Here is a 20,170-nt window from a genome sequence, read left to right on the forward strand (position 1 = left end):
CCGGCGGTGGCCGCTTGTCTAGACAGGTGCGGCGGTGCATGGCCGGATGGCCAAGAGGCGGCCGACCTGGGATGATGCGGTCCTCCATCGCTCACGTGGGAGGACACCATGTCGATGCTCGTTCGTGCCGGCCTGCGCAGCCTGGCCGCGGCGGCCGCGGTGCTGGCGCTGGCCGGCGTGGCCACGCGCCTGAGTGCCCACATGGCCTGGGGCTGGGAGGACTTCGCCGCCGCCGGTGCGCTGGTGTTCGGCGCCGGCATGGCCTGGACGCTGCTGGCCCGTCTGGCCCGCAGCCGCCGGCAGCGGCTGGCGCTCGGCGCGGTGGTGGGCCTGGTGCTGCTGGCGGTGTGGGCCGAGCTTGCGGTCGGCCTCGCCTCGTGAGCCGCCGCGCCGCGGCCTTGGTACAACCCGCCCACGCCAACCCGCACGGAGCACCGTTCATGCCCACCCCCACTGCCCGATCCGCCCATGCCGTCCGCCTCGAGTTCGGCCAGGGCTCGCTGGTGCGCTCCAACCTGTCGGGCGCCGCCTTCACCGGTGACTGGCTGTGGGTGGCGGGCGACGAGGCCTGCGGCCTCGACCGCCTGCGCCGGCTGCCGCCGGTGGGCAACGAGACCCTGCGCTTCGGCGAGGTGCGCGACTTCCCGCTGGGCGAGCTGCTGGACCTGCCGGGCCCGGCCGGCAAGGAGGCCGACCTCGAAGGCCTCGACTGCGTGGACGGCATGCTGTGGGTGGTGGGCTCCCACGGCCTGAAGCGCAAGAACGCCAAGGCGGGCCGCAGCCATGAGGAGAATGCCAAGCGGCTGGCCAAGGTGTCGCTGGATCCCAACCGGCTGCTGCTGGCCTGCCTGCCGCTGGAGGACGATGCCCAGGGCCAGCCCTGCCTGGTGCGCCAGGCGCAGGACGGCCGGCGTGCGCTGCGCCTGAAGGGCGACGGCCACGGCAACGAGCTCACCCGGCTGCTGGCCGCCGATCCGCATGTGGGGCCCTACATGGCGATCCCCGGCAAGGACAACGGGCTGGACATCGAAGGCCTGGCCGTGGATGGCCGGCGGCTGTTGCTGGGCTTGCGCGGCCCGGTGCTGCGCGGCTGGTCGGCGGTGCTGGAGATCGCGGTGGAAGTGCGGGGCGACCATCTGCGCCTGGCGCCGCTGGACGAGGCCGGCACGCTGCTGCGCAAGCATTTCCTGCAGCTCGACGGCCTGGGCGTGCGCGACCTGCATTTCTCCGGCGACGACCTCTTCATCCTGGCCGGCCCCACCATGGTGCTGGACGGCGAGATCCGCGTGTACAAGTGGCCGGCCGCCCGGCTGCTGCTGGCCAGCCACACCGAGCCGGTGCGCTTCGAGACCGGCCTGACCGGCGCCGTGCCGCTGCCGCATGGCGAGGGCATGGACCGCGCCGAAGCCCTGTGCGACGTGCCGCGTGCCCTGTCCGGCGGGCAGCCGCAATGGCTGGTGCTGTACGACGCTCCCGGGCCCGACCGCCGCGAAGGCGAGCATGCGGTCTTCGGCGACCTGCTGCTGCACGATTGAGCGCAGGCGGCCGCCGCCGTCTAGAACGACAGCGTCGCCGCGCCGCGCTTGAGCGCCTCGTGCATCAGGCTGGCCCCGGTGACGACGACGCCTTCGAGCAGCGCTTCCGGGGCATAGCCGCGGCTCTTCACGCAGGGCGTGCAGGCCCACAGCACGCCGCCGCGGGCCATGAAGCCCTGCAGCATGTCCGCCAGCGGCTCCAGCGGCTTGACGTGGGTGGTGTCGGCCGCACCGCGCCGCACGATGTCCACCCCGCTGCTGGTGAGGAAGATGGACACCTTCAGGCCGGCGGTGAGGCCGCCCAGGGCGATGGTCATCGCCGCCGACGACAGTTCGTGGTCGATGCCGTGCGTGATGACGACCACCAGTTCTCGCGGTTCCGTGCTCATGGGGTTCTCCTGTGGGGTTGGCACGGCATGACCTTACGAGCCGCGGCCGCCGGCCGCCATGGCCGCGATGCCGCGCCGCTTGGCCGAAGCTCCGCGGCCGCCGTCCTGTAAGGTGATGTCCGTGGCGGGCAGCGGTGCCCGGAGGGCAGGGGACATGGCTGCGGATGTACTGTCGACGCTGCTGAGGTCGGTGCGCATCGCCGGCTCGCTGCAGTTCTGCGTGCAGGCCGGCGGCGACTGGCAGACCGACGGCACGCCCCGCCTGGGTGGCCTGGCCCGCAGCGCGCTGCCCACCATCCCCTTCCACGTGGTGGCCGACGGCGAGTGCTGGCTGCGGGTGCAGCAGCAGCGGTATGCGCTGCAGGCCGGCGACGTGGTGGCCTTCCCGTTTGCCACCGGCCATGCGCTCGGCCGGGGCGAAGGCGGGCCGCTGATCTGCCCGGTGGACGACCTGCCGCCGCGGCCCTGGGCCGAGGTGCCGGTGCTGCGCTATGGCCAGGGCCCCGCCACCACCCGCCTGCTGTGCGGCTTCGTGTCGCTGGAGGCGATGAACTTCCAGCCGCTGCGCGAGGCCCTGCCCAGCGTCATGCAGCTGCATGCGGGCGCGCCGGGCGCGGGCCCGCTGCTGCACGGCGCGGTGCAGGCCCTGGTGGCCGAGGCGCAGTCCGGCAGCCCCGGCGGCAGCTCGGTGGTGGAGCGCCTGACCGAGATCCTGCTGATCGAGCTGCTGCGCAGCGAGATCGTCGCCCGGCAAGGCGCGGCGCCCAACCTGCTGGCCGGCATGGGCGACCCCATCGTGGCCCGCACGCTGGCGGTGATCCACGACCGCCCGCGCGAGCCCTGGACCGTGGCCTCGCTGGCCCGCGCCGGCGCCACCTCGCGCTCGGTGCTGTCGGAGCGCTTCGCGGCGCTGCTGGGCAAGTCGCCGATGCGCTACCTGCGCGAATGGCGGCTGTTCCTGGCCGGCAGCGCGCTGGTGCACACCCGCCGGCCGATCGGCCACATCGCCCAGGAAGCGGGCTACGACACCGAGGCTTCGTTCAGCCGCGCCTTCAGCCGGCTGCATGGCATGCCGCCGGCGCGCTGGCGGCTGCAGGCCCGGCGCGACGGCGCCGCGGGCTAGGGGTCTGCGCGGCAGAACCGGGTGGTTCCGAGTGCCGCATGGCACGAGGCATGCGTCGATGTGGCATGGCTGGAAGCTCCTGGAGGGGGCTCGGGGGCGCTGAGCGTCAAGGCCGCCTTCAGCGGAAGTCCCGGCTCCTTTGCGCATCGGCCAGGCGGCCCAGCAGCGGCGTCCAGTCGCTCAGCCGGTGGGCGATCAGGTTGCATACCTTGCCTTCGCGCTGCCAGGTGCCGTGCACCCCCAGCAGCCGCGCGCCCAGCAGCTCGGCGCGTTGCTCGTCGCGCAGGCCCTTCCACACGATGACCTGCACCACGCCGGTCTCGTCCTCCAGGCTCACGAAGATGGTGCCGTTGGCGGTGGAGGGCTGCTGGCGCAGCGTGACGATGCCGCAGGTGGCCACGCGGCGGCCGCCCGGCAGGCGGTGCAGCTGCTCGGCGGTCAGCATGTGCCGCTCGGCCAGCCGTTCGCGCAACAGCGCCAGCGGATGGCGGCGCAGCGTCAGCCCGGTGGCGTGGTAGTCGAAGACGATCTCCTCGCCTTCCGGCGCGGGCGGCAGGTCCAGCCAGTCCTCGTCCACCGGCGCGGCCCGCAGCAGGGCCGGCGGCCGCTGCAGCGCGGCGGCTTCCCACACCTGCTGGCGCCGGTGGCCGGCCAGGCTGGCCAGTGCATCGGCACCGGCCAGCAGCCGCATCTCGTGCTGCTCCAGGCCGGCGCGGCGGGCCAGGTCGTCGGCGCCGTCGAAGGGCAGCGCGGCGCGTGCCTGCACGATGCGCAGCGCCGACGCCTCCTGCAGGCCGGACACCCGGCGCAGCCCCAGCCGCACCGCCGGCGGCGCGGGCAGGCCTTCCAGCGTGCAGTCCCAGTCGCTGTGCATCACGTCCACCGGCCGCACGTCCACGCCGTGGCGGCGCGCGTCCTGCACCAGCTGGCTGGGGCTGTAGAAGCCCAGCGGCTGGCTGTTGAGCATGGCCGCCAGGAACTCGGCCGGGTAGTGGCACTTGATCCAGCAACTTGCATAGACAAGCAGCGCGAAGCTGGCCGCATGGCTTTCCGGGAAGCCGTATTCGCTGAAGCCCTTGATCTGCTCGAAGATCGACTTGGCGAAGGCCTCGTCGTAGCCACGGGAGGTCATGCCGTCGACGATCTTCGAGTAGTAGCGCTCCAGCCCGCCCTTGCGCCGCCAGGCCGCCATCGCGCGGCGCAGGCCGTCGGCCTCGCCGGGGGTGAAGCCGGCGGCCAGGATGCTGATCTGCATCACCTGCTCCTGGAACACCGGCACGCCCAGCGTGCGTCCCAGCGCCACCTTCAGCGCCTCGCTGGGGTACACGACCGGCTCCTTGCCCTGGCGGCGGTTCAGGTAGGGGTGCACCATGCCGCCGACGATGGGGCCGGGCCGCACGATGGCCACCTCGATCACCAGGTCGTAGAAGGTGCGCGGTCGCATGCGCGGCAGCATGCTCATCTGCGCACGGCTCTCGATCTGGAACACGCCCACGGTGTCGGCGTCGCAGATCATGTCGTAGGTGGCGGCGTCCTCGTCGGGGATGTCCTGCAGCCCGAAGGCATGGCCGCGGCGGTCCTCGATGAAGGCCAGCGCCTTGCGGATGGCGGTGAGCATGCCCAGCGCCAGCACGTCCACCTTCAGCAGGCCCAGCGCGTCCAGGTCGTCCTTGTCCCATTCGATGACGGTGCGCTCGGCCATCGCTGCGTTCTCCACCGGCACCATGCGCGTGACCGGCCCCTGGGTGAGCACGAAGCCGCCCGGGTGCTGCGACAGGTGCCGCGGGAAGCCCACCAGCTGCCGGGTGAGCTGCATCAGCTGCCGCACCGCCAGGTCGTCGGGCTGCAGGCCGGCTTCCAGCAGCCGCTCGGCCTGGATCTCGCGGCCGTCCCACCACTGGTGGCTCTTGGCCAGCACGTCCAGCACCGCGGGATCGAAGCCCAGCGCCTTGCCCACGTCGCGGATGGCCGACTTGGGCCGGTAGCTGATGACCACCGCGGTGAGCGCGGCGCGGTCGCGGCCGTACTTGCCGTACAGGTACTGGATGACCTCCTCGCGCCGCTCGTGCTCGAAGTCGACGTCGATGTCCGGCGGCTCGTTGCGCTCCCTGGAGATGAAGCGCTCGAACAGCACCGACATGCGCGCCGGGTCCACCTCGGTGACGCCGAGGCAGAAGCACACCACGCTGTTGGCCGCCGAGCCCCGGCCCTGGCACAGGATGTGGCGCGAGCGGGCGAACATCACGATGTCGGCCACGGTGAGGAAGTAATGCTCGTACTTCAGCTCCTCGATCAGCGCCAGCTCGTACTCGATCTTGGCCTGCACCTCGGCCGACAGGCCCTGCGGCCAGCGCCGGCCGGCGCCTTCATAGGCCAGCTGCCGCAGGTAGGAGCCGGGCGTGTGGCCGGCGGGCACCACCTCGCTGGGGTACTGGTAGCGCAGCTCGTCCAGCGAGAAGGTGCAGCGCGCGGCCACCTGCAGCGTCTCGGCCAGCAGCTCGGGCGGATAGGTCTGCGCCAGCCGCAGCCGGGTGCGCAGGTGGCGCTCGGCATTGGGCTGCAGCGCCCATCCGCATTCGGCCAGCGGCCGGCCCACGCGGGTGGCGGTCAGTACGTCCTGCAGCGGCTTGCGCGAGCGCACATGCAGGTGCACGTCGCCGGCGGCCACCAGCGGCACCGCGGTGAGCGCGGCCACCTGCTGCAGCCGGTGCAGCCACATCTCGTCGTCGATCTGCCGCAGCAGCGACACCGCCAGCCAGCAGCGGCCGCGGAAGTGCTGCAGCAGCCAGCGCGCCACCGCCTGCAGCTCGGCGTCGCTGGCGTGGCGCGCCGGCGCGGCCAGCAGCAGGCAGTCCTGCAGCGCCTCGGGCAGCAGCGCGTCGATGTGCAGGTGGTAGCTGCCCTTGGGCGCGCTGCGCCGCAGCCGGGTGATGAACTGGCACAGGTTGCCGTAGCCGTTCATGTTGCAGGCCAGCACGACCAGGGTGCAGGGCGCATGGCCCTGCAGCTCGAACTGCGCGCCCACCCGCAGCGGCAGGCCGTGCTCCCTGGCGGCCACGTGGGCGCGCACGATGCCGGCCACCGAGCATTCGTCGGTCAGCGCCAGCGCGCCGTAGCCCAGCTGCCGGGCGCGCTCGACCAGCTCCTCCGGCGCGCTGGCGCCGCGCAGGAACGAGAAGCTCGACAGGCACCACAGCTCGGCATAGGGGGCACGTCCAGCGGCGGCTTCATGCGGCGGGCGGCTGGTTCAGGCGAAGCTGCCATGCAGGTACCAGGCGGCCTCGTCGGCCAGCCGGGTCTGGAATACCCACAGCGCGCCGGCATGCGGGCTCAGCGCCAGCCAGTAGTCGCGCTGCACCTGCAGCATGGCCTGGCCGCCCGGCACCGCCGCATCGGGCACGCGGTGCCACCAGCCGCCTTCCAGCCGGTGCGGCCCGGTCAGCAGCTGCAGCACGCCCTGGTAGAGCGGCCGGTCGCCCTGCATCGCCAGGCGGATCGGCTCGGGGAAGACGAAGGTGGGCTGCGGCAGCGGCGTGGGTGCCGCCATGCGCCGTGGCTGCGGCTCGGCCGCCGGCTGCCAGTGCTGCATCCATTCCAGCCGGTGGTCCTCCTGCAGCACCGGCCGCAGCACCCGCTCGGGCCCCAGCCGGGCGGCGATGCGCTCCAGCGTCAGGCCCAGCGCCTCGCCCTCGTCGACGGTGTCGGACAGCAGCGATGCGCTGGCCACGGCCAGGGCCTGCACCTCCAGCGCCTGCAGCGCCAGGTCGCCCACCGGGGCGGGCAGCTCCACCCGGGCCAGGTGCTCCGCCAGCAGCCGGCACAGGTGGTCGACGTCGCGCGTGGGCGCGGCGGTGCGCAGCACCAGCTCGCCGCCGGCGCCGGCGCTGCGCGGGCGCATGGCATCGTGCAGCCACTGCAGGCGGATGGCGGTGGTGCCGGCCTGGCGGGCGGCCAGCCAGCCGCACAGCTGCAGCAGCAGCCGGCGCGCGCCGAACAGCAGCGCCGGCGCCATCTCCACCCGGAACGGCAGCTCCAGCCGGGCGTCGAAGCGCTCGGGCGCCACCATCCACTCGTGCGCCTCGGGCCGCAGGCCGTAGGCCTGGTCCAGCGCGGCCAGCAGCCGGTCGTCAAAGCGCCGGCCGAGGCCGCCGCGCGGCAGCCGGCGCAGGTCGCCCAGCGCCCGGCAGCCCAGCTGCGCCAGCGTGACCGCATGCGGCCGCGCCGCGCTGAGGGTGTCGATCGGCAGGCCGTCCAGCACCTCGGCCAGCGAAGGGCGGAAGCCGCTGTCGATGCCGGCGCGTGCCAGCGCCAGGCCGGCCAGGCTGTTGGGTGCCCAGGCCACCGCCACCGCACCCAGCTCGCCGGCCTGCGACAGCACGCGGTCGCGCAGCGCCCGCTTGCCGCCGAACAGGCGGATGCTGGCCGACAGCTCCATCACCACCGCTTCCTCCTGCAGCGCCACCCGCGGCGTGAACTGCAGCGCCCAGGTGGCCAGGCCGACCTGCGCCTCAGTGGGCGCGGGCGGGGCTTCGGCGGGCAGGCGCAGCGCGGCCCAGACCAGCATGGGCACCTCGGTCGGTCAGGCGTTCATGGATCAGGCGGCTGGGCGCCATCAGCCGCGGCGTGAGCGCCAGGGCCAGGCCGCCGGGCACCGAAGGCAGCTGCAGCACGCCTTCGTGCGCGGCGCCGCGGCGCTTGAGCAGCTGCACCTGCAGCGACCAGTCCGGCCCCAGGCCGGCCAGCACCCGCAGCGGCGCGGCCGAAGGCTCATGCCGCGCGGCCAGCGGCCGGCACAGGAACACCGGGCCTTCGCAGGACTGGGCGCACACCTGCAGCCGCCGTACCTGTTCGGGCCGCGCCTGCGGCAGCCAGGCCACCACAGCGCCGCTGGCGCCGGACTTGACCAGCAGCTCGGTGCACCACAGCCGCTCCGACGGCGCTTCGGCACGGATCCACACCAGGTGGCGGGCATCCAGCCCCTCGTGCCGCAGCCCGGGCAGGTGCGGATGGCGCGGCGGGCCCACCAGCACCACCGAGCGGCCGGCGGCCACCACCCGGCGCAGCGCGCCGCCCAGCAGCCGCCACTCCAGCACGCCGGGCTGGGCGCACAGCACCTCGGTCAGCGCCCGCGAGGGCCAGCCGCCGCCGGGCAGCTCGCCATCCAGCGCGTCGAAGCCCGAGCCGGTGACCGGCCCGGCGGCACCGCCCAGGTCGCAGCCACGCCAGAGGGCGGCAGCCACCGGCGGTGGCAGCACGGGCGGGGGCCGACCGGCGTCGGAGTCGGGGCAGGGGGCGGCGGGCGCGTCGGCGAGGGCAGGCATGGCGATCAAAAGACTGTACGGACATACAGTACCCCAGCCGGCGGCTGGCTGTCGAATCGGCAGCGATGGCAGGCCTGTCAGTTCTGCCGAGTGCTGCTTTTTGCAGCGATCCAGCGGGCGGCCGCGGCGCCGGCCGTGCGCGATGCCGGCGTCCACTGCTTGTCCACAGCCCTGTGCACAAGCGGTGTGGATAACAAATTTTTGGCGCGCGGTTTCTAGGGGTTTTGCGGCGCCGGGCGCAGGCTGACGATGGCGCCATCGCCGTTGGGGAGGCTGCCGTGCAGATCGAATCGTTCGTCAAGAGCGGCTTCGCCGGCCTGGGCCCCACCGAGCTGCTCGCCGCGCCGGTGGATGCATTGAACGGCACCACCGCGCCACAGGCGGCGGCGCTGCGCGAGGTGCTGGGCATTGCGAGCGTGTTCGACCTGGCGGCGTCCCGCCTGCTGCACACGCTGCGCCATGCGCTGGCACGGCCGGCGCCGCGCCTGGGCGGCGACGTGCTGGACGCGGCCGCCGCCGCCGACAGCGGCGGGCTGGCCGATGCACCGCTGGCCGCGCTGCGTGCGGTGGGCACGGCCGGTGCGGCCCGGCTGCAGGCGGACCTGGGCGTGGCCACGCTGGGCGAGCTGGCGGCCTGGCCGCCGGGACTGGCGGCGCGCGACCTGCTGGCCGCCGCCTGCATTCCGGACCAGGCGCCGGGCTTCGACCCCGAAGCGCCGGCCGACCTGCTGCCGCGCATGGGCGAGCACGCCACCGACAAGGTGTTCTACCGCACGCTGCTGATCGACAGCGTGGCCGGGGCGGTGGACGAGGGGGCGGCCACGCCGGTGGAGCAGGCCGAGCCGGTGGACCTGGGCCCGGCCCTCGGTGGCGCCACGCCGTTCCGCCGCGTGGCCACCGGCGCGCTGCTCAGCTTCAGCCAGAGCTGGTCGCCGCAGGGCCTGGCGCTGGGCCAGCTGCTGCACAGCCTGTCGCTGGCGCCGGGCGAGAGCACCCGCATGGCGATGATCGACTGGTCGCGCCAGAGCCGCGGGCGCGGCAGCGAAGCCGTCGACGAGACCGAGCGGCTGGCCAACACCACCACCCACCAGCGCGCGCTGTCGGAGGTGACCGCGGCCACCGCGGCCGAGGTGCAGGGCGGCAGCACGCGGGCGACGTCGAACTCGTCCACCTCGCAGGGCGGCTCCGCGCTGGGCTTCGAGCTGGGGCCGATCGCCTTCGGCAGCAGCGGCGGCAGCGCCAGCACCCGGACCGAGGCGATGACCGTCAGCAGCTCCTTCGGCCGGCGCGACCTGGCCACCAGCACTGCGCAGCGCATCAACGACGTGAGCCAGCAGCAGGCCAGCGCCGCGCGCAGCCGCCGGGCCAGCGTGGTGCGGGAGCTGAGCCAGAGCGAGCACGAGACGCTGTCCACCCGGGTCGTCGCCAACTACAACCACATGCACACGCTGAACCTGCAGTACTACGAGGTGGTGCAGGCCTACAGCGTGGCCACGCGGCTGGAGCGTGCGCAGCGGGTGGTGTTCGTGCCGATACAGCTGATCGACTTCGACGACACCCGCCAGATCGAACGCTTTCGCATCGCGTTGACAGAGGCGGCGCTGGACGAAGCCACGCGCCAGCGCATCGCGCTGTTCGGCAGCGTCCTGGTGCGCAGCCGCCAGCCGCGCCGGCTGAGGTTGCTGGACGGGCGCTTCGTGGCCGCGGTGTCGCTGGCCAGCCCCGTGTCGCTGCAGTCGGCGGCGCTGGCGGCCGCGGTGGGGGACGCCGCACCGGCACCGGCCCCGGCGCCGTCCCCCGCGCCCGCGCCGTCGCCCGCACCGGCCCCGGCGCCCGCGCCCGCGCTGGCCGCCCGCGGCGGCATGCTGCAGCGCTTCAGCGCCGACGGCTGGGATGCCGACGAGCTGCGCACGCTGGTGCGCTGCGGCGTGCGGCCAATCGCCACCCGGCTGGAGACGGTGCTCACGCTGCAGGCCGACACCCTGGTGAGCGCGGTCTCGCTGCCGCAGGACCTGGCCCTGGCCCTGGAGGTGCGGCGGCGCGACGGCAGCCTGGTGCCGCTGGTGGACGCCGGCCCCGCCGGCGCCCGCTTCGCCGCGCCCGAAGCCGTGCGCGACCTGGCGGCGGTGATGCTGCGCAGCGCGCTCATCGTGCCCAAGGAAACCACGGTCACGCTGCAGCTCAACCTGCTGGGCACCGCCACGCCCGCCGGCGTGCCGGTGGCACTGCAGGCCGGCGGGCCGCTGTCGGCGCTGCAGCGGGTGGTGAGCTTCGAGGCGCCGCCCGAGCAGGACGAGCTGCTGGTGCACCTGAAGGCCAATGCGCTGCACTACACCCAGGCGGTGATGCGCACGCTGGATGCCTCGGTGCTGTCGGCCCTGCTGGCGCGCTTCAGCTTCGGCGGCGTGCCGCTGGCGCAGTGGGTGGACCACCAGCCGGTGGCCGTCACCGCCAACTACCTGGTGTTCAAGGCCGGCCTGCCGAATGCCGGCGATCCGCCCGACCCGGCCCTGGCCGGGCTCGCCCAGGCCTGGCAGCAGTTCCTGGCCGCGTCGGGGCTGCTCGACGCCACGCCGCGGCGCGAGCTGATGATGCTGCCCACCGGCGGCGTGTTCGCCGAGGCGGTGCTGGGCCGTTCCATGGGTGCGGAGCGGCTCGACAGCACCCGCTTCTTCGACTGGCAGGAGTCGCCGGTTCCGCTGGTGGCCAGCGAGATCGCGCCGCTGGGGGCCGGCTCGCGCGCCAGCGACGAGGACCTCGCGCCCACCAATCCGTCGGCGCCCATCATCAACATCCAGGCGCCGACGGCGCTGCCCGACCCCACCGGCCTGGCGGCGGTGCTGGGCGCGCTGGGCGCCCGCAACCTGTTCAACGACCTGAGCGGTGCCGACGCCACGATCAAGCTCGCGCAGGCCCTGCAGAAGGTGGGTGCGGCCGGCGCCACCTCCGGCGGCGCGCTGGCCGCGCAGACGCTGAAGACCGTGATGGAACAGAACACCGAACGCCTGCGCACCGCCGCCAAGGTGGCGGCCACCCTGGCCGGCGTGCCCACGCCGGGCGGCGGTGGCAGCGGTGCCGGCGGTGGGGGTGCGAAGGAAGGCGGCGCCGCCGGCAACACGCTGGCCGGCGGCCTGGAGAACCGCGCCAAGGCGCTGGACCTGAGCCAGGCCACCCCGCCGGCGCAGGGCGGTGGCCAGCGCCCGGCCGCCACCGAGCTGCAGCAGCGGCAAAGCGGCGCGCAGGCCGGCGGCACCGCGGCGCGGATCGTCGAGGCGGTCACGCGCGCCGCGCAGGGTGACGGCGCGGCGCCGCCCGCCCAGGCCACCGGCCCGCGCAGGCTGACGCTGGAGCTGCGCGGTGCCCAGCTGCTGCGCGATGCGGCACTGTTCGACAACGCACCGGTGCCGCTGCAGCTGCAGGTGAAGGAACGCGACGGCACGCTGATCGCCAGCCGCTCGGGCCTGGACGGCGGCGGCACCGCCACGCTGCCGCTGGCCACCGCTTCGCCGCAGGTGGTGGCCGAGCTGGCGCTGACCCTGCAGACCGCCTGGCCGCAGCCCACCACGACCGTGCTGCGCCGCAGTGCCAGCGTGCCCGCGGCCGGCGTCAAGACCACGCTGCGGCTGGACGTGGTGGCGCAGGTGCAGCAGCACACGCAGTTCATCAGCGCCGGCCCCAACCCGCCCAGCGACGCCGAGGTGGCGCAGGTGCTGGCGCGGGTGGCCTTCGATTTGCGCACCGTGCTGAAGAAGCCGGTGGTCAGCACCAATGCCGCCGGCGAGTTCGTCGCCCGCTTCCCGCAGCTGGCACTGCTGCGGCTGGATGCCCTGCCTGATTGATCGCCGGAGTTGCAGCGATGGCCACCACCCCTCTCGGAGCCGATGCCCTGGCCGGTCTGCTGGGCGACCAGGCGCGCGTGCGCGTGCGCAACGACACCGAGGCCGACGACCTGGCCGCCATCGTGGCGGTGGCGCTGGCCCGGCATGCCGACGACGGCAGCGTGCGCAGCGATGCGGAATTCGGCCTCGAGCTGGTGGCCGGCGAGGAGGCCTTCTTCGAGCCGCAGCCGCCCTCGGCCGACGCCCCGGCGCTGCTGGAGGTGCTGCTGCGGCTGCGCATCGACGGCGAGGGCGCGGCGTCGCCCGATGGCGAGACCCGCTTCATCGACGTGTACCTGCAGGCACCGCCCGCCGGCGGCGGCGAGCCGGCGCGCGGCTTCGAATGCGGCATCCGCCGCCACGACGGCGCGATCGAGGCCGACGAGCAGCTGATCCCCGGCCTGGCCGACCTCGCGGCCTTCGCACGCGCGGTGGGAGGCTGACCATGGCCATCGATCCCCGGTCCTTCCTCAAGGGTGACAGCGCCGGCCTGGGCGGCGACGCGCTGATGCTGGCCGCCCCGTCGGTGCTGCGCGGCGTGGACGCTGCCCAGCAGGCCGCGCTGGAGGCGCTGGACATCCGCACCGTGTTCGACCTGGCCGCCTCCGCGGCCTTCTCCGCCGCGCGGCGGCTGCTGCTGTTGCGCGACGATGCCACGCAGCCCGAGGCGCAGCTGCAGCGGGTGGCCTCCGACATCGCCGACATGCCCGCCGGCATGCCGGTGGCCGACCTGGCGCTGCTGCCCATCGAGGCGCTCAAGGCCGTGGGCAGCACCCGCGCACCGGCGCTGCGCACCGCGCTGGCCACCGACCGGGTGCGCGACCTGGCGCTGTGGCCGCCGTATGCGGCGGCGGCGCGCGCTGCTGGCCGGGCAGTTGGCGGGCGACGAGCCGCTGCCGCCCGGCGACCCGGGCACGCCGGCCGAACTGCTGCCGCGCAACGGCGCCTTTCCCACCGAGCGGGTGGCCTACCGCCAGCTGCTGATCGACAGCACCGGCGACGCCGGCGTGCAGCCGCTGGAACAGCTGGGCGATGCGCTGTCACTGGCCACGGTGCTGTCCGGCCAGGACCAGGGCTTTACCCGCGTGGCCAGCGGCGCGCTGCTCACCTTCAGCCAGGACTGGTTCTCGCAAGGCGTGGCGCTGGGCCAGCTGCTGCACAGCCTGTCGCTGGCGCCGGGCGAGAGCACCCGCATGGCGATGATCGACTGGTCGCGCCAGAGCCGTGGCAGCAGCAGCGAGGACATCGACGAGGCCGAGCGGCTGGCCAACACCACCACCCACCAGCGCGCGCTGTCGGAGGTGACCGAGGCCACCGCGGCCGAGGTGCAGGGCGGCAGCAGCCGTACGCAGGGCAGCTCGCGGTCGTCGCAGGGCGGCTCGGCGCTGGGCTTCGAGGTGGGGCCGATCGCCTTCGGCGGCTCGTCGGGCGGCGGCAGCACCCGCACCGAGGCGCTCACCGTCACCAGCTCCTTCGGCCGGCGCGACCTGTCGGCCAGCGTGTCGCAGCAGATCAACGACGTGACCCAGCAGCAGGCCAGTGCCGCCCGCAGCCGCCGCGCCAGCATCGTGCAGGAAGTGGCCCAGCAGGAGCACGAGGCCCTGTCCACCCGCGTGGTGTGCAACTACAACCACATGCATGCCCTGAACGTGCAGTACTACGAGGTGGTGCAGGCCTTCCGCGTGAGCACCACGCTGCAGCGTGCCGAGCGGGTGCTGTTCGTGCCACTGAAGCTGGTGGACTTCGGCGATGCGCTGACGCTGGAGCGCTGGCGCGCGGTGCTGGCCGACGTGGCGCTGAGCGACGACATCCGGCGCCAGCTCACCACCGAGTTCGGCGTGGTGGAGATCGTGCCCAACCTGCCGCGGCTGCGCATCGGCGACGTGGTGATGGCCTCCACCTTGCTGCAGCACCGCGGCCTGCAGGCCGACCGCGCGGCGGCCGCGGCCGGCGCCGGCCTGCGCTTCGAGCTGGGGCCGGCGCAGTCCGGCGCCACGCTCACGGCGCTCAAGGGCTTCGATGCCGGCCAGCTCGGCCGCCTGGCATCGCTGTCGGCGCGCACGCTGCTGCGCAACGGCAGCGACGCGGTCTTCGTGCCGGACGAGGCGCGGCTGCATGCGGTGGCGGTGACGGGCCGGCTGGCCGGCGGCCTGCGCGTCGTGCCGCGCGCCGGCGGCGAGCTGCCCGCCACCTCGGTGGGCCCGGCGCAGATCACGCTGGAAACCCCCGCCCGCGTGGCCGACCTCGCCGCGGTGCAGGTGCAGCTGGGCGATGCCGGCCCGGGCCCGGCCACGATCAAGCTGATGCTGGACATCGGCGGCGCCGCGCTGCCGCTGGACGTGCCCGTGCAGCTCAACGAAGGCGGGGCGGCCGACGTGCTGCAGTTCAGCCCGGCCCGCGCCGCGCCGGCGCTGCTGCAGCACCTGCGGGACAACGCGCTGCACTACAGCCGCGCCATCTTCGAGCGGCTGGACGCCACCACGCTGTCGGGCCTGCTGTCGCGCCTGACGCTGCGCGGCGTGCCGCTGGGCTCGCTGGTGGATCCGCAGCCGGTGGCGGTGGTGGCCAATGCGGTGGTGCTCAAGCTCAACCTGCCGGCCACCGGCGAGGTGGGCGACCCGGCCCTGGCCGCCGAGGTGCAGGCCTGGCAGGAATTCCTGCAGCGCCGCGGCCTGGACCGGCCGGTGCCGCAATCGCAGACGGTGCCGCTGCCCACCGGCGGCGTGTTCGCCGAGGCGGTGCTGGGCCGCTTCAACAGCGCCGAGAAGATCGACCTCACCCGCTTCTTCGACTGGCAGGCTTCGCCCATCCCGCTCACGCCGCCGGAGATCGCCGCGCTGCCCGCGGCCAGCCGCCAGCGCGCGGTGGACCTGACCACCAGCGCCCTGGGCACGCCGCTGCTCAAGCAGACCGAGCCCACCGCGCTGCCGGCCGGCGCCAATGCCGCCGCGGTGCTGGCGGCGCTGCAGGCCGGCAGTCCGTTCCGCGACCTGTCGGCCACCATCGCGGCCAATGCCGGCCTGGCGCAGAGTGGCAGCGAGCTGTCCGGCGCCGGCGCCACGGCGGCCGCCAGCCAGGCCGCCGACACGCTGAAGACCGTGATGGCGCAGAACACCGAGCGGCTGAAGATCGCGGCCGACCTGTTCACCGCCACCCAGGCGGCCGACGCCGCCAAGGCCAGCCCCACCCAGGCCGGCCTGGCGATGACCACCGCCGACCGGCAGGACCAGGCGGTGAAGAACGCCGGCTCGCCGGCCCAGGCGGCGCAGGCGGCCAGCGGCAACACGCTGGAGCAGCAGGCGCAGGCGGCCCAGACCGGCGGCGCCGCCTCGGCCACGGTGCAGAAGGCGGTGGACGGCGCCACCGCCGGCGTGGCCGGCGAAGGCCAGGCCCGGCCGACGCCGACACCGGCCCAGCGCCGCGGCGGCCGGCGCGTGACACCTGCGCCCGCCGCGCCAGCGCCCGGCGGCTCGGCCGGCGGCGGACTGGGCGGCCTGGCGGGCGGCATCCTCAGCGCCTTCACCGACGTGCGCTTCAGCGTCAGCGTGCAGGCGGCGCCGGGCGCCAAGCTGCCCAAGGGCGAGCGGCGGCTGCGCATCGCGGATGCCACCGGCCGCACGGTGCTCAGCATCGGCTCGCAGGACAACCGCTTCGAGGGCATCCGCCCGAAGGCCGAAGAGCCGCTGCGCTACCAGGTGTCCATCACCTCCGACAACCCGGCCTTCACGCTGTCGTGCGAGCGCCGCATGATCCCGCCGGGCGAGGTGGCCGGCGACGGCGAGCACCTGCAGGTGCGGCCGGTGCTGGTCAAACGCGAGGCGGTGCTGCCGCTTACCCGGGCCGAGGTGCTGCTGCTGGGCGCGGACGCGCTGCTGGCGCAGCCGGAACTAGCCTCCTTCGCGGACGAGTTGCCGCGCCTGGCCGTCCCGGCCACGGCCCGGGTGCGCGGCAATGCCATCGTCATCGAGTTCTCGGTGTTCTCGCCGTCGCTGGCGAACCGGCAGATCCTGGCCTGAGCGGCCGGCAGGGTGCCGCTAGCCCGCCCGGGCGGTGGCGTCCAGCGCGCCCGGCTGGCTGGCATGGGCCAGCCGGTTGCGGCCGCCGTGCTTGGCCCGGTAGAGCGCCGCATCGGCCGAGGCCACCATCGCATGCATTTCGCCGCCACCGCCGGGCGGCCGCAGCGCCACGCCCAGGCTGATGGTCACCAGCCCGGCGCCGCCGGCCTGCGGGTTGGGCAGGCCCAGGGCTTCCACCGCCCGCCGCAGCCGCTCTGCCGCGGCCTGGCACTGCGCGGCCGAGGCGCCTTCCAGCACCGCCACGAATTCCTCCCCGCCGATGCGGGCCAGGAAGCCGTCGTGCGGCAGCACGTCGTGCATGGCGCGCGCCACGCGCGTCAGGCAGGCATCGCCGGCCGGGTGGCCGAAGGTGTCGTTGTAGGGCTTGAAGTTGTCGATGTCGATCAGCACCAGCGCCAGCCACCTGGCCGACGCGGCGCCACTGCGCCAGCGGCTGTCGATCGCCAGCTCGAAGGCCCGGCGGTTGGGCAGGCCGGTCAGCGCATCGGTCTGCGACAGCCGGGCGAAGCCGTCGGCCCGGCGCTCGGCCGCGCGCGAGGCCAGGGTCTCGCGCAGCCGCAGCAGGTACGACAGCCGCGACGAGCGCTCGATGCTGTAGCAGGCCTGCACCGTGAACACCGCGGTGCCGCTCATCAGCGCCATGGCGAAGATGCGCGCCTGCACCGGCAGCCGGTCGTCCGGTGCGATGTACAGCGCGGCCAGCGCCAGGCAGGCCACCGAGGTGCCCACCGCCGCCCGGAAACGCAGCGGCAGCGAGATGTTGCCGGCGAGGAAGATCAGGCTGAAGGCGAACGGGTCGTACAGCCGCGCCTGCGACTGCGTCTCGTCGAGGATCACGCAGGAGCAGCCCATCACCACCACGATGGCCATGGACAGCAGCCGCTCGCGCCAAGCCGCGCCCACCCACTGCCGGTGGATGGCGGTGAGCACGCCCGCGCCGAACACCAGCGCGACCGAACGCCACAGCACCGCCTGCCGGAAGATCTCCTGGCGGATGTGCAGGTCGTTGAGCAGGAAGCTGGCATAGATCAGCAGGCCGATGGTGCCGGCCAGCACGAGCGCGCGGCGGCGCTGCGGGCCTTCGTCCTGCTCGAAGCGCTGCTCCACGAGGGCCGGGAACGCCATGCGCAGCCGCCGCGGGCGGGCCAGCTCCATCTGCACCGCGGCCTGCAGCGCGCTCTCGTCGGCTTCGTCGCGTGTCATGTCGACCTGCAATGCGTCAGCGGCACGAGCCGCCACCGGGCGACGGAGCGGGACGTGGTCAGGCTGTCGGTCGCGGATGCGGCGGTGTCCCGGGGCGCTGCCGGTGAATCTGGGTCGCGCAAGCTGATGTTCCTCGTGTCCGACGCGCCCTTGCCGACAGCATGCGCAAGGGGGCCGAGGGGGTTATCGGCGCTTGGACCGGCCCGGAACACCGGCCGGCCTCCATATCCTCCGCGATCGGGCATCGATCACGGTTTTGGCGCGGCCGCTAGGCGGAAGCCGTTGCCCCGGCAGCCGCAGGCCGCGGGCGACCGGCCCCCGGCGCCGCCCGCGCCGCGCTGGGCGGGTGGCCGATGATGCGCTTGAAGGCGCGGCTGAAGGAGGCCTCGGAGTCGTAGCCCAGGCGGGCGGCGGCGGCGGCCACGCGCATGTGGTCGTGGGCGATCCAGTGGCGGGCCTGGAACATCTTCACCTTGGCCACGTAGCGGCCCGGGCTCTCGCCCATGGTGCGGGTGAAGGCCTCGGTGAAGTTGGAGCGGGAGGCGCCCATCACGCCGGCCAGCGTCGGCACGTCCCAGTCGCGTTCCGGCGCCGCATGGATGGCGGCCACCACCTTGCCGATGCGCGGGCAGCGCACCGCCGCCACCCAGCCGGTGGCGTCGTTGCAGCCGCATTCCACCCAGGCGCGGATGATGCTGGCGGCCAGCACGTCGGCTAGCCGCGCCAGGATGCCGCAGGCGCCGATGCGGTCCAGCGCCACCTCGCGCTCCATCGCCTCCAGCAGCACCGGCACGGTGGCATCGCGCTGGGCGAGGTCACCGGCCAGCATCAGCTCCGGCATCATCGTCACCAGGGGGTGCAGGGGGTCGAGGTTGAAGCGCAGCGCGCCGCAGAACAGCATGTCGGCCGGCGCGCCGCGGTCCGCGGAGGCGTCCGGCCCGGTGGGCGCGGTGGCCGCGCGGCCGTCCACCAGGTAGATGTTGTCGGACACCGAAGTGCGCGCCAGCGTGTCGATGTCCACCGCCGGCACGGCCGGGTCGCTGGCCAGCACGTGGAAGCTGCCGCGCGGCAGCAGCACCGCATCGCCCGGCGCCAGCCGGATCCACGGCGTGCCGGCGGTGCGCAGCCAGCCGCCGCCGCTGCCGACGAAATGGAAGCGCGCCGAGCGCTGCGCCGGAAAGGCCACCGCCCAGGGCCGGTTCATCACGCAGCGGCCGTACTCCACGCCGTCCAGCCGTAGCCCCAGCAGGATGCGGGTGAGCAGGTCGGGCGTGCCTTCGGCCGCCGCATCCTTGGACAAAAAGTCAAGCATCTTGGATTTGCCGGCATTCAAACGCCGACATCCTATCCCTAAGCTGTGCCGCTCGTTCAACCCGCGAAGGCCTGCTGCCGTGTCCGCCACGTCCTGTTCCGATCCCCTGGCTTCCCGTGACGCCGATGCCGCGCCCGCCGCGCCGCTGCACCCTTGCCCGACGGCCGACCGGCCGCGCTGGCCGGCGGTGGGCGCGCTGGCGCTGGGCGTGTTCGGCCTGGTCACCGCCGAGTTCCTGCCAGCCAGCCTGCTGACCGCGATGGCCGCCGACCTCGGCGTGAGCGACGGCGCGGCCGGCCAGGCGGTCACCGCCACCGCGCTGGTGGGAGCGGTGGCGGCGCCGTCGATTCCGCTGCTCACCCGCCGCTTCGACCGCCAGCGGGTGATGCTGGTGCTGAGCCTGCTGCTGGTGGCGTCCAACCTCGTCGCCGCCACGGCCGGCAGCCTTGCCACCTTGCTGGTGGCGCGGGTGGTGCTGGGCGTGGCGCTGGGCGGCTTCTGGTCGATGGCCGCCGCCCTGGCCATGCGGCTGGTGCCGCCGCAGCGGTTCGCCCGCGCGATGTCGGTGATCCTCACCGGCGTGTCGGTGGCCACGGTCTGCGCGGCCCCGGTGGGCGCCTGGATGGGCGAGGCCTGGGGCTGGCGCAGCGCCTTCATGGCGGCGGGCGGCGTCAGCGTGCTGTCGTTGGTGGCGCAGTGGATGACCTTGCCGCGGCTGCCGCCGCGCGACAACCCGGACCTGCGCGTGCTGGGCCAGCTGCTGGGCCGGCCCGCGGTGCGGGTGGCGCTGCTGGCGGTGGTGCTGGTGATCTCTGGCCATTTCGCCGGCTTCACCTACATCCGGCCCTTGATGGAGCAGGTGACGCAGCTGCCGGCCACGGTGGTGTCGGCGGTGCTGCTGGGTTATGGCGTGGGCGGCTTCTTCGGCAACTTCGTCGGCGGCGCACTGGCAGGCCGCAGCGAGCGGCACGCCATCCTGGCCGGCGGTGCGTCCATCGCGCTGCTGGCGCTGGCCCTGCTGGTGGCGGGGCAGTCGGCGCTGGTCACCGCGGTGGCCGTCACCCTGTGGGGCTTCGCCTTCGGTGCCTTCCCGGTCGGCTTCCAGACCTGGATCGTGCGGGCCGCGCCCGACCAGGCCGAAGGCGCCGGCGGCCTGCTGGTGGCGGCCTTCCAGGTGGCCATCGCCGCCGGCGCGATGGGCGGCGGCTGGCTCGTGGACCACGTCGGCGCCCTGGGCGGCCCGGGCTTCGCGGTCGTCACCGTCAGCGTCGGCACCTGGCTCACCCTGCGCCACGGCCCCCGGCCCGTGCGTGCCTGACACCGGAGGAGCGAC

Annotated in this window: 13 protein-coding genes and 1 pseudogene; 7 read left to right on the plus strand and 7 right to left on the minus strand. The window is 74.3% G+C overall.

All coding sequences use genetic code 11. The features are described from left to right. The first annotated feature begins 108 nt into the window (after nt 1-108). Complete coding sequence (locus LRS14_RS19715) at nt 109-381, plus strand: hypothetical protein (protein WP_257800759.1); 273 nt, start codon at nt 109-111, stop codon at nt 379-381. Between the two features lie 59 nt (nt 382-440). Next, nucleotides 441-1,535, plus strand: a complete 1,095-nt coding sequence (locus LRS14_RS19720; protein WP_046111896.1) for a DUF3616 domain-containing protein — start codon at nt 441-443, stop codon at nt 1,533-1,535. Nucleotides 1,536-1,555: 20 nt separating this feature from the next. On the opposite strand, the gene LRS14_RS19725 is transcribed toward LRS14_RS19720, so the two are convergent. Next, the gene (locus LRS14_RS19725; protein WP_046111895.1) at nt 1,556-1,924 is read right to left on the minus strand and encodes a DsrE family protein; all 369 of its coding nucleotides are present in this window, start codon (nt 1,922-1,924) and stop codon (nt 1,556-1,558) included. 33 nt (nt 1,925-1,957) lie between these two features. Continuing rightward, nucleotides 1,958-2,080 (minus strand): hypothetical protein, encoded by a 123-nt coding sequence (locus tag LRS14_RS19730; protein ID WP_257800760.1) that lies wholly within the window; start codon nt 2,078-2,080, stop codon nt 1,958-1,960. Between LRS14_RS19730 and LRS14_RS19735 the strand changes: the two genes are divergently transcribed. Continuing rightward, nucleotides 2,079-3,047, plus strand: coding sequence for an AraC family transcriptional regulator (locus LRS14_RS19735; protein ID WP_257800761.1), 969 nt, complete (start codon nt 2,079-2,081; stop codon nt 3,045-3,047). The two genes, LRS14_RS19730 and LRS14_RS19735, sit on opposite strands and share 2 nt — an antisense overlap. A 118-nt stretch (nt 3,048-3,165) precedes the next feature. Here the strand turns inward: LRS14_RS19735 and LRS14_RS19740 are convergent. The 3 genes and pseudogenes from LRS14_RS19740 to imuA form a co-directional block, all read right to left on the minus strand. After that, a pseudogene (locus tag LRS14_RS19740) lies at nt 3,166-6,252 on the minus strand (error-prone DNA polymerase); the annotation flags it as partial. A 42-nt stretch (nt 6,253-6,294) separates the two neighbouring features. After that, entirely contained in the window at nt 6,295-7,608 is a 1,314-nt protein-coding gene (locus LRS14_RS19745; RefSeq protein WP_257802180.1) for a DNA polymerase Y family protein, read from the minus strand. Beyond that, nucleotides 7,556-8,368 (minus strand): translesion DNA synthesis-associated protein ImuA, encoded by an 813-nt coding sequence (gene imuA / locus LRS14_RS19750; RefSeq protein ID WP_257800762.1) that lies wholly within the window; start codon nt 8,366-8,368, stop codon nt 7,556-7,558. The genes LRS14_RS19745 and imuA overlap by 53 nt, the downstream gene beginning before the upstream one ends. A gap of 278 nt (nt 8,369-8,646) precedes the next feature. Between imuA and LRS14_RS19755 the strand changes: the two genes are divergently transcribed. The 3 genes from LRS14_RS19755 (at nt 8,647) to LRS14_RS19765 (ending at nt 16,262) form a co-directional block, all read left to right on the plus strand. Then, nucleotides 8,647-12,207, plus strand: coding sequence for a hypothetical protein (locus tag LRS14_RS19755; protein ID WP_257800763.1), 3,561 nt, complete (start codon nt 8,647-8,649; stop codon nt 12,205-12,207). Between the two features lie 17 nt (nt 12,208-12,224). Next, complete coding sequence (locus LRS14_RS19760; protein WP_046111892.1) at nt 12,225-12,689, plus strand: hypothetical protein; 465 nt, start codon at nt 12,225-12,227, stop codon at nt 12,687-12,689. A gap of 399 nt (nt 12,690-13,088) precedes the next feature. Then, nucleotides 13,089-16,262, plus strand: a complete 3,174-nt coding sequence (locus LRS14_RS19765; RefSeq protein ID WP_257800764.1) for a hypothetical protein — start codon at nt 13,089-13,091, stop codon at nt 16,260-16,262. Nucleotides 16,263-16,280: 18 nt separating this feature from the next. Here the strand turns inward: LRS14_RS19765 and LRS14_RS19770 are convergent, their stop codons facing one another. Both LRS14_RS19770 and LRS14_RS19775 read right to left on the minus strand, forming a co-directional pair. Continuing rightward, nucleotides 16,281-17,525, minus strand: a complete 1,245-nt coding sequence (locus tag LRS14_RS19770) for a diguanylate cyclase (protein WP_257800765.1) — start codon at nt 17,523-17,525, stop codon at nt 16,281-16,283. A 268-nt stretch (nt 17,526-17,793) separates the two neighbouring features. After that, nucleotides 17,794-18,837 carry an AraC family transcriptional regulator gene (locus tag LRS14_RS19775; RefSeq protein WP_257800766.1) on the minus strand — a complete coding sequence of 348 codons (1,044 nt, stop codon included), beginning with the start codon at nt 18,835-18,837 and terminating at the stop codon, nt 17,794-17,796. A 79-nt stretch (nt 18,838-18,916) separates the two neighbouring features. Between LRS14_RS19775 and LRS14_RS19780 the strand changes: the two genes are divergently transcribed. Beyond that, nucleotides 18,917-20,155, plus strand: coding sequence for an MFS transporter (locus tag LRS14_RS19780; RefSeq protein ID WP_404977594.1), 1,239 nt, complete (start codon nt 18,917-18,919; stop codon nt 20,153-20,155). Nucleotides 20,156-20,170 lie beyond the last annotated feature (15 nt).

Source organism: Aquincola sp. J276 (genome assembly GCF_024700035.1).
Taxonomy (GTDB): Bacteria; Pseudomonadota; Gammaproteobacteria; order Burkholderiales; family Burkholderiaceae_C; genus Aquincola; species Aquincola tertiaricarbonis.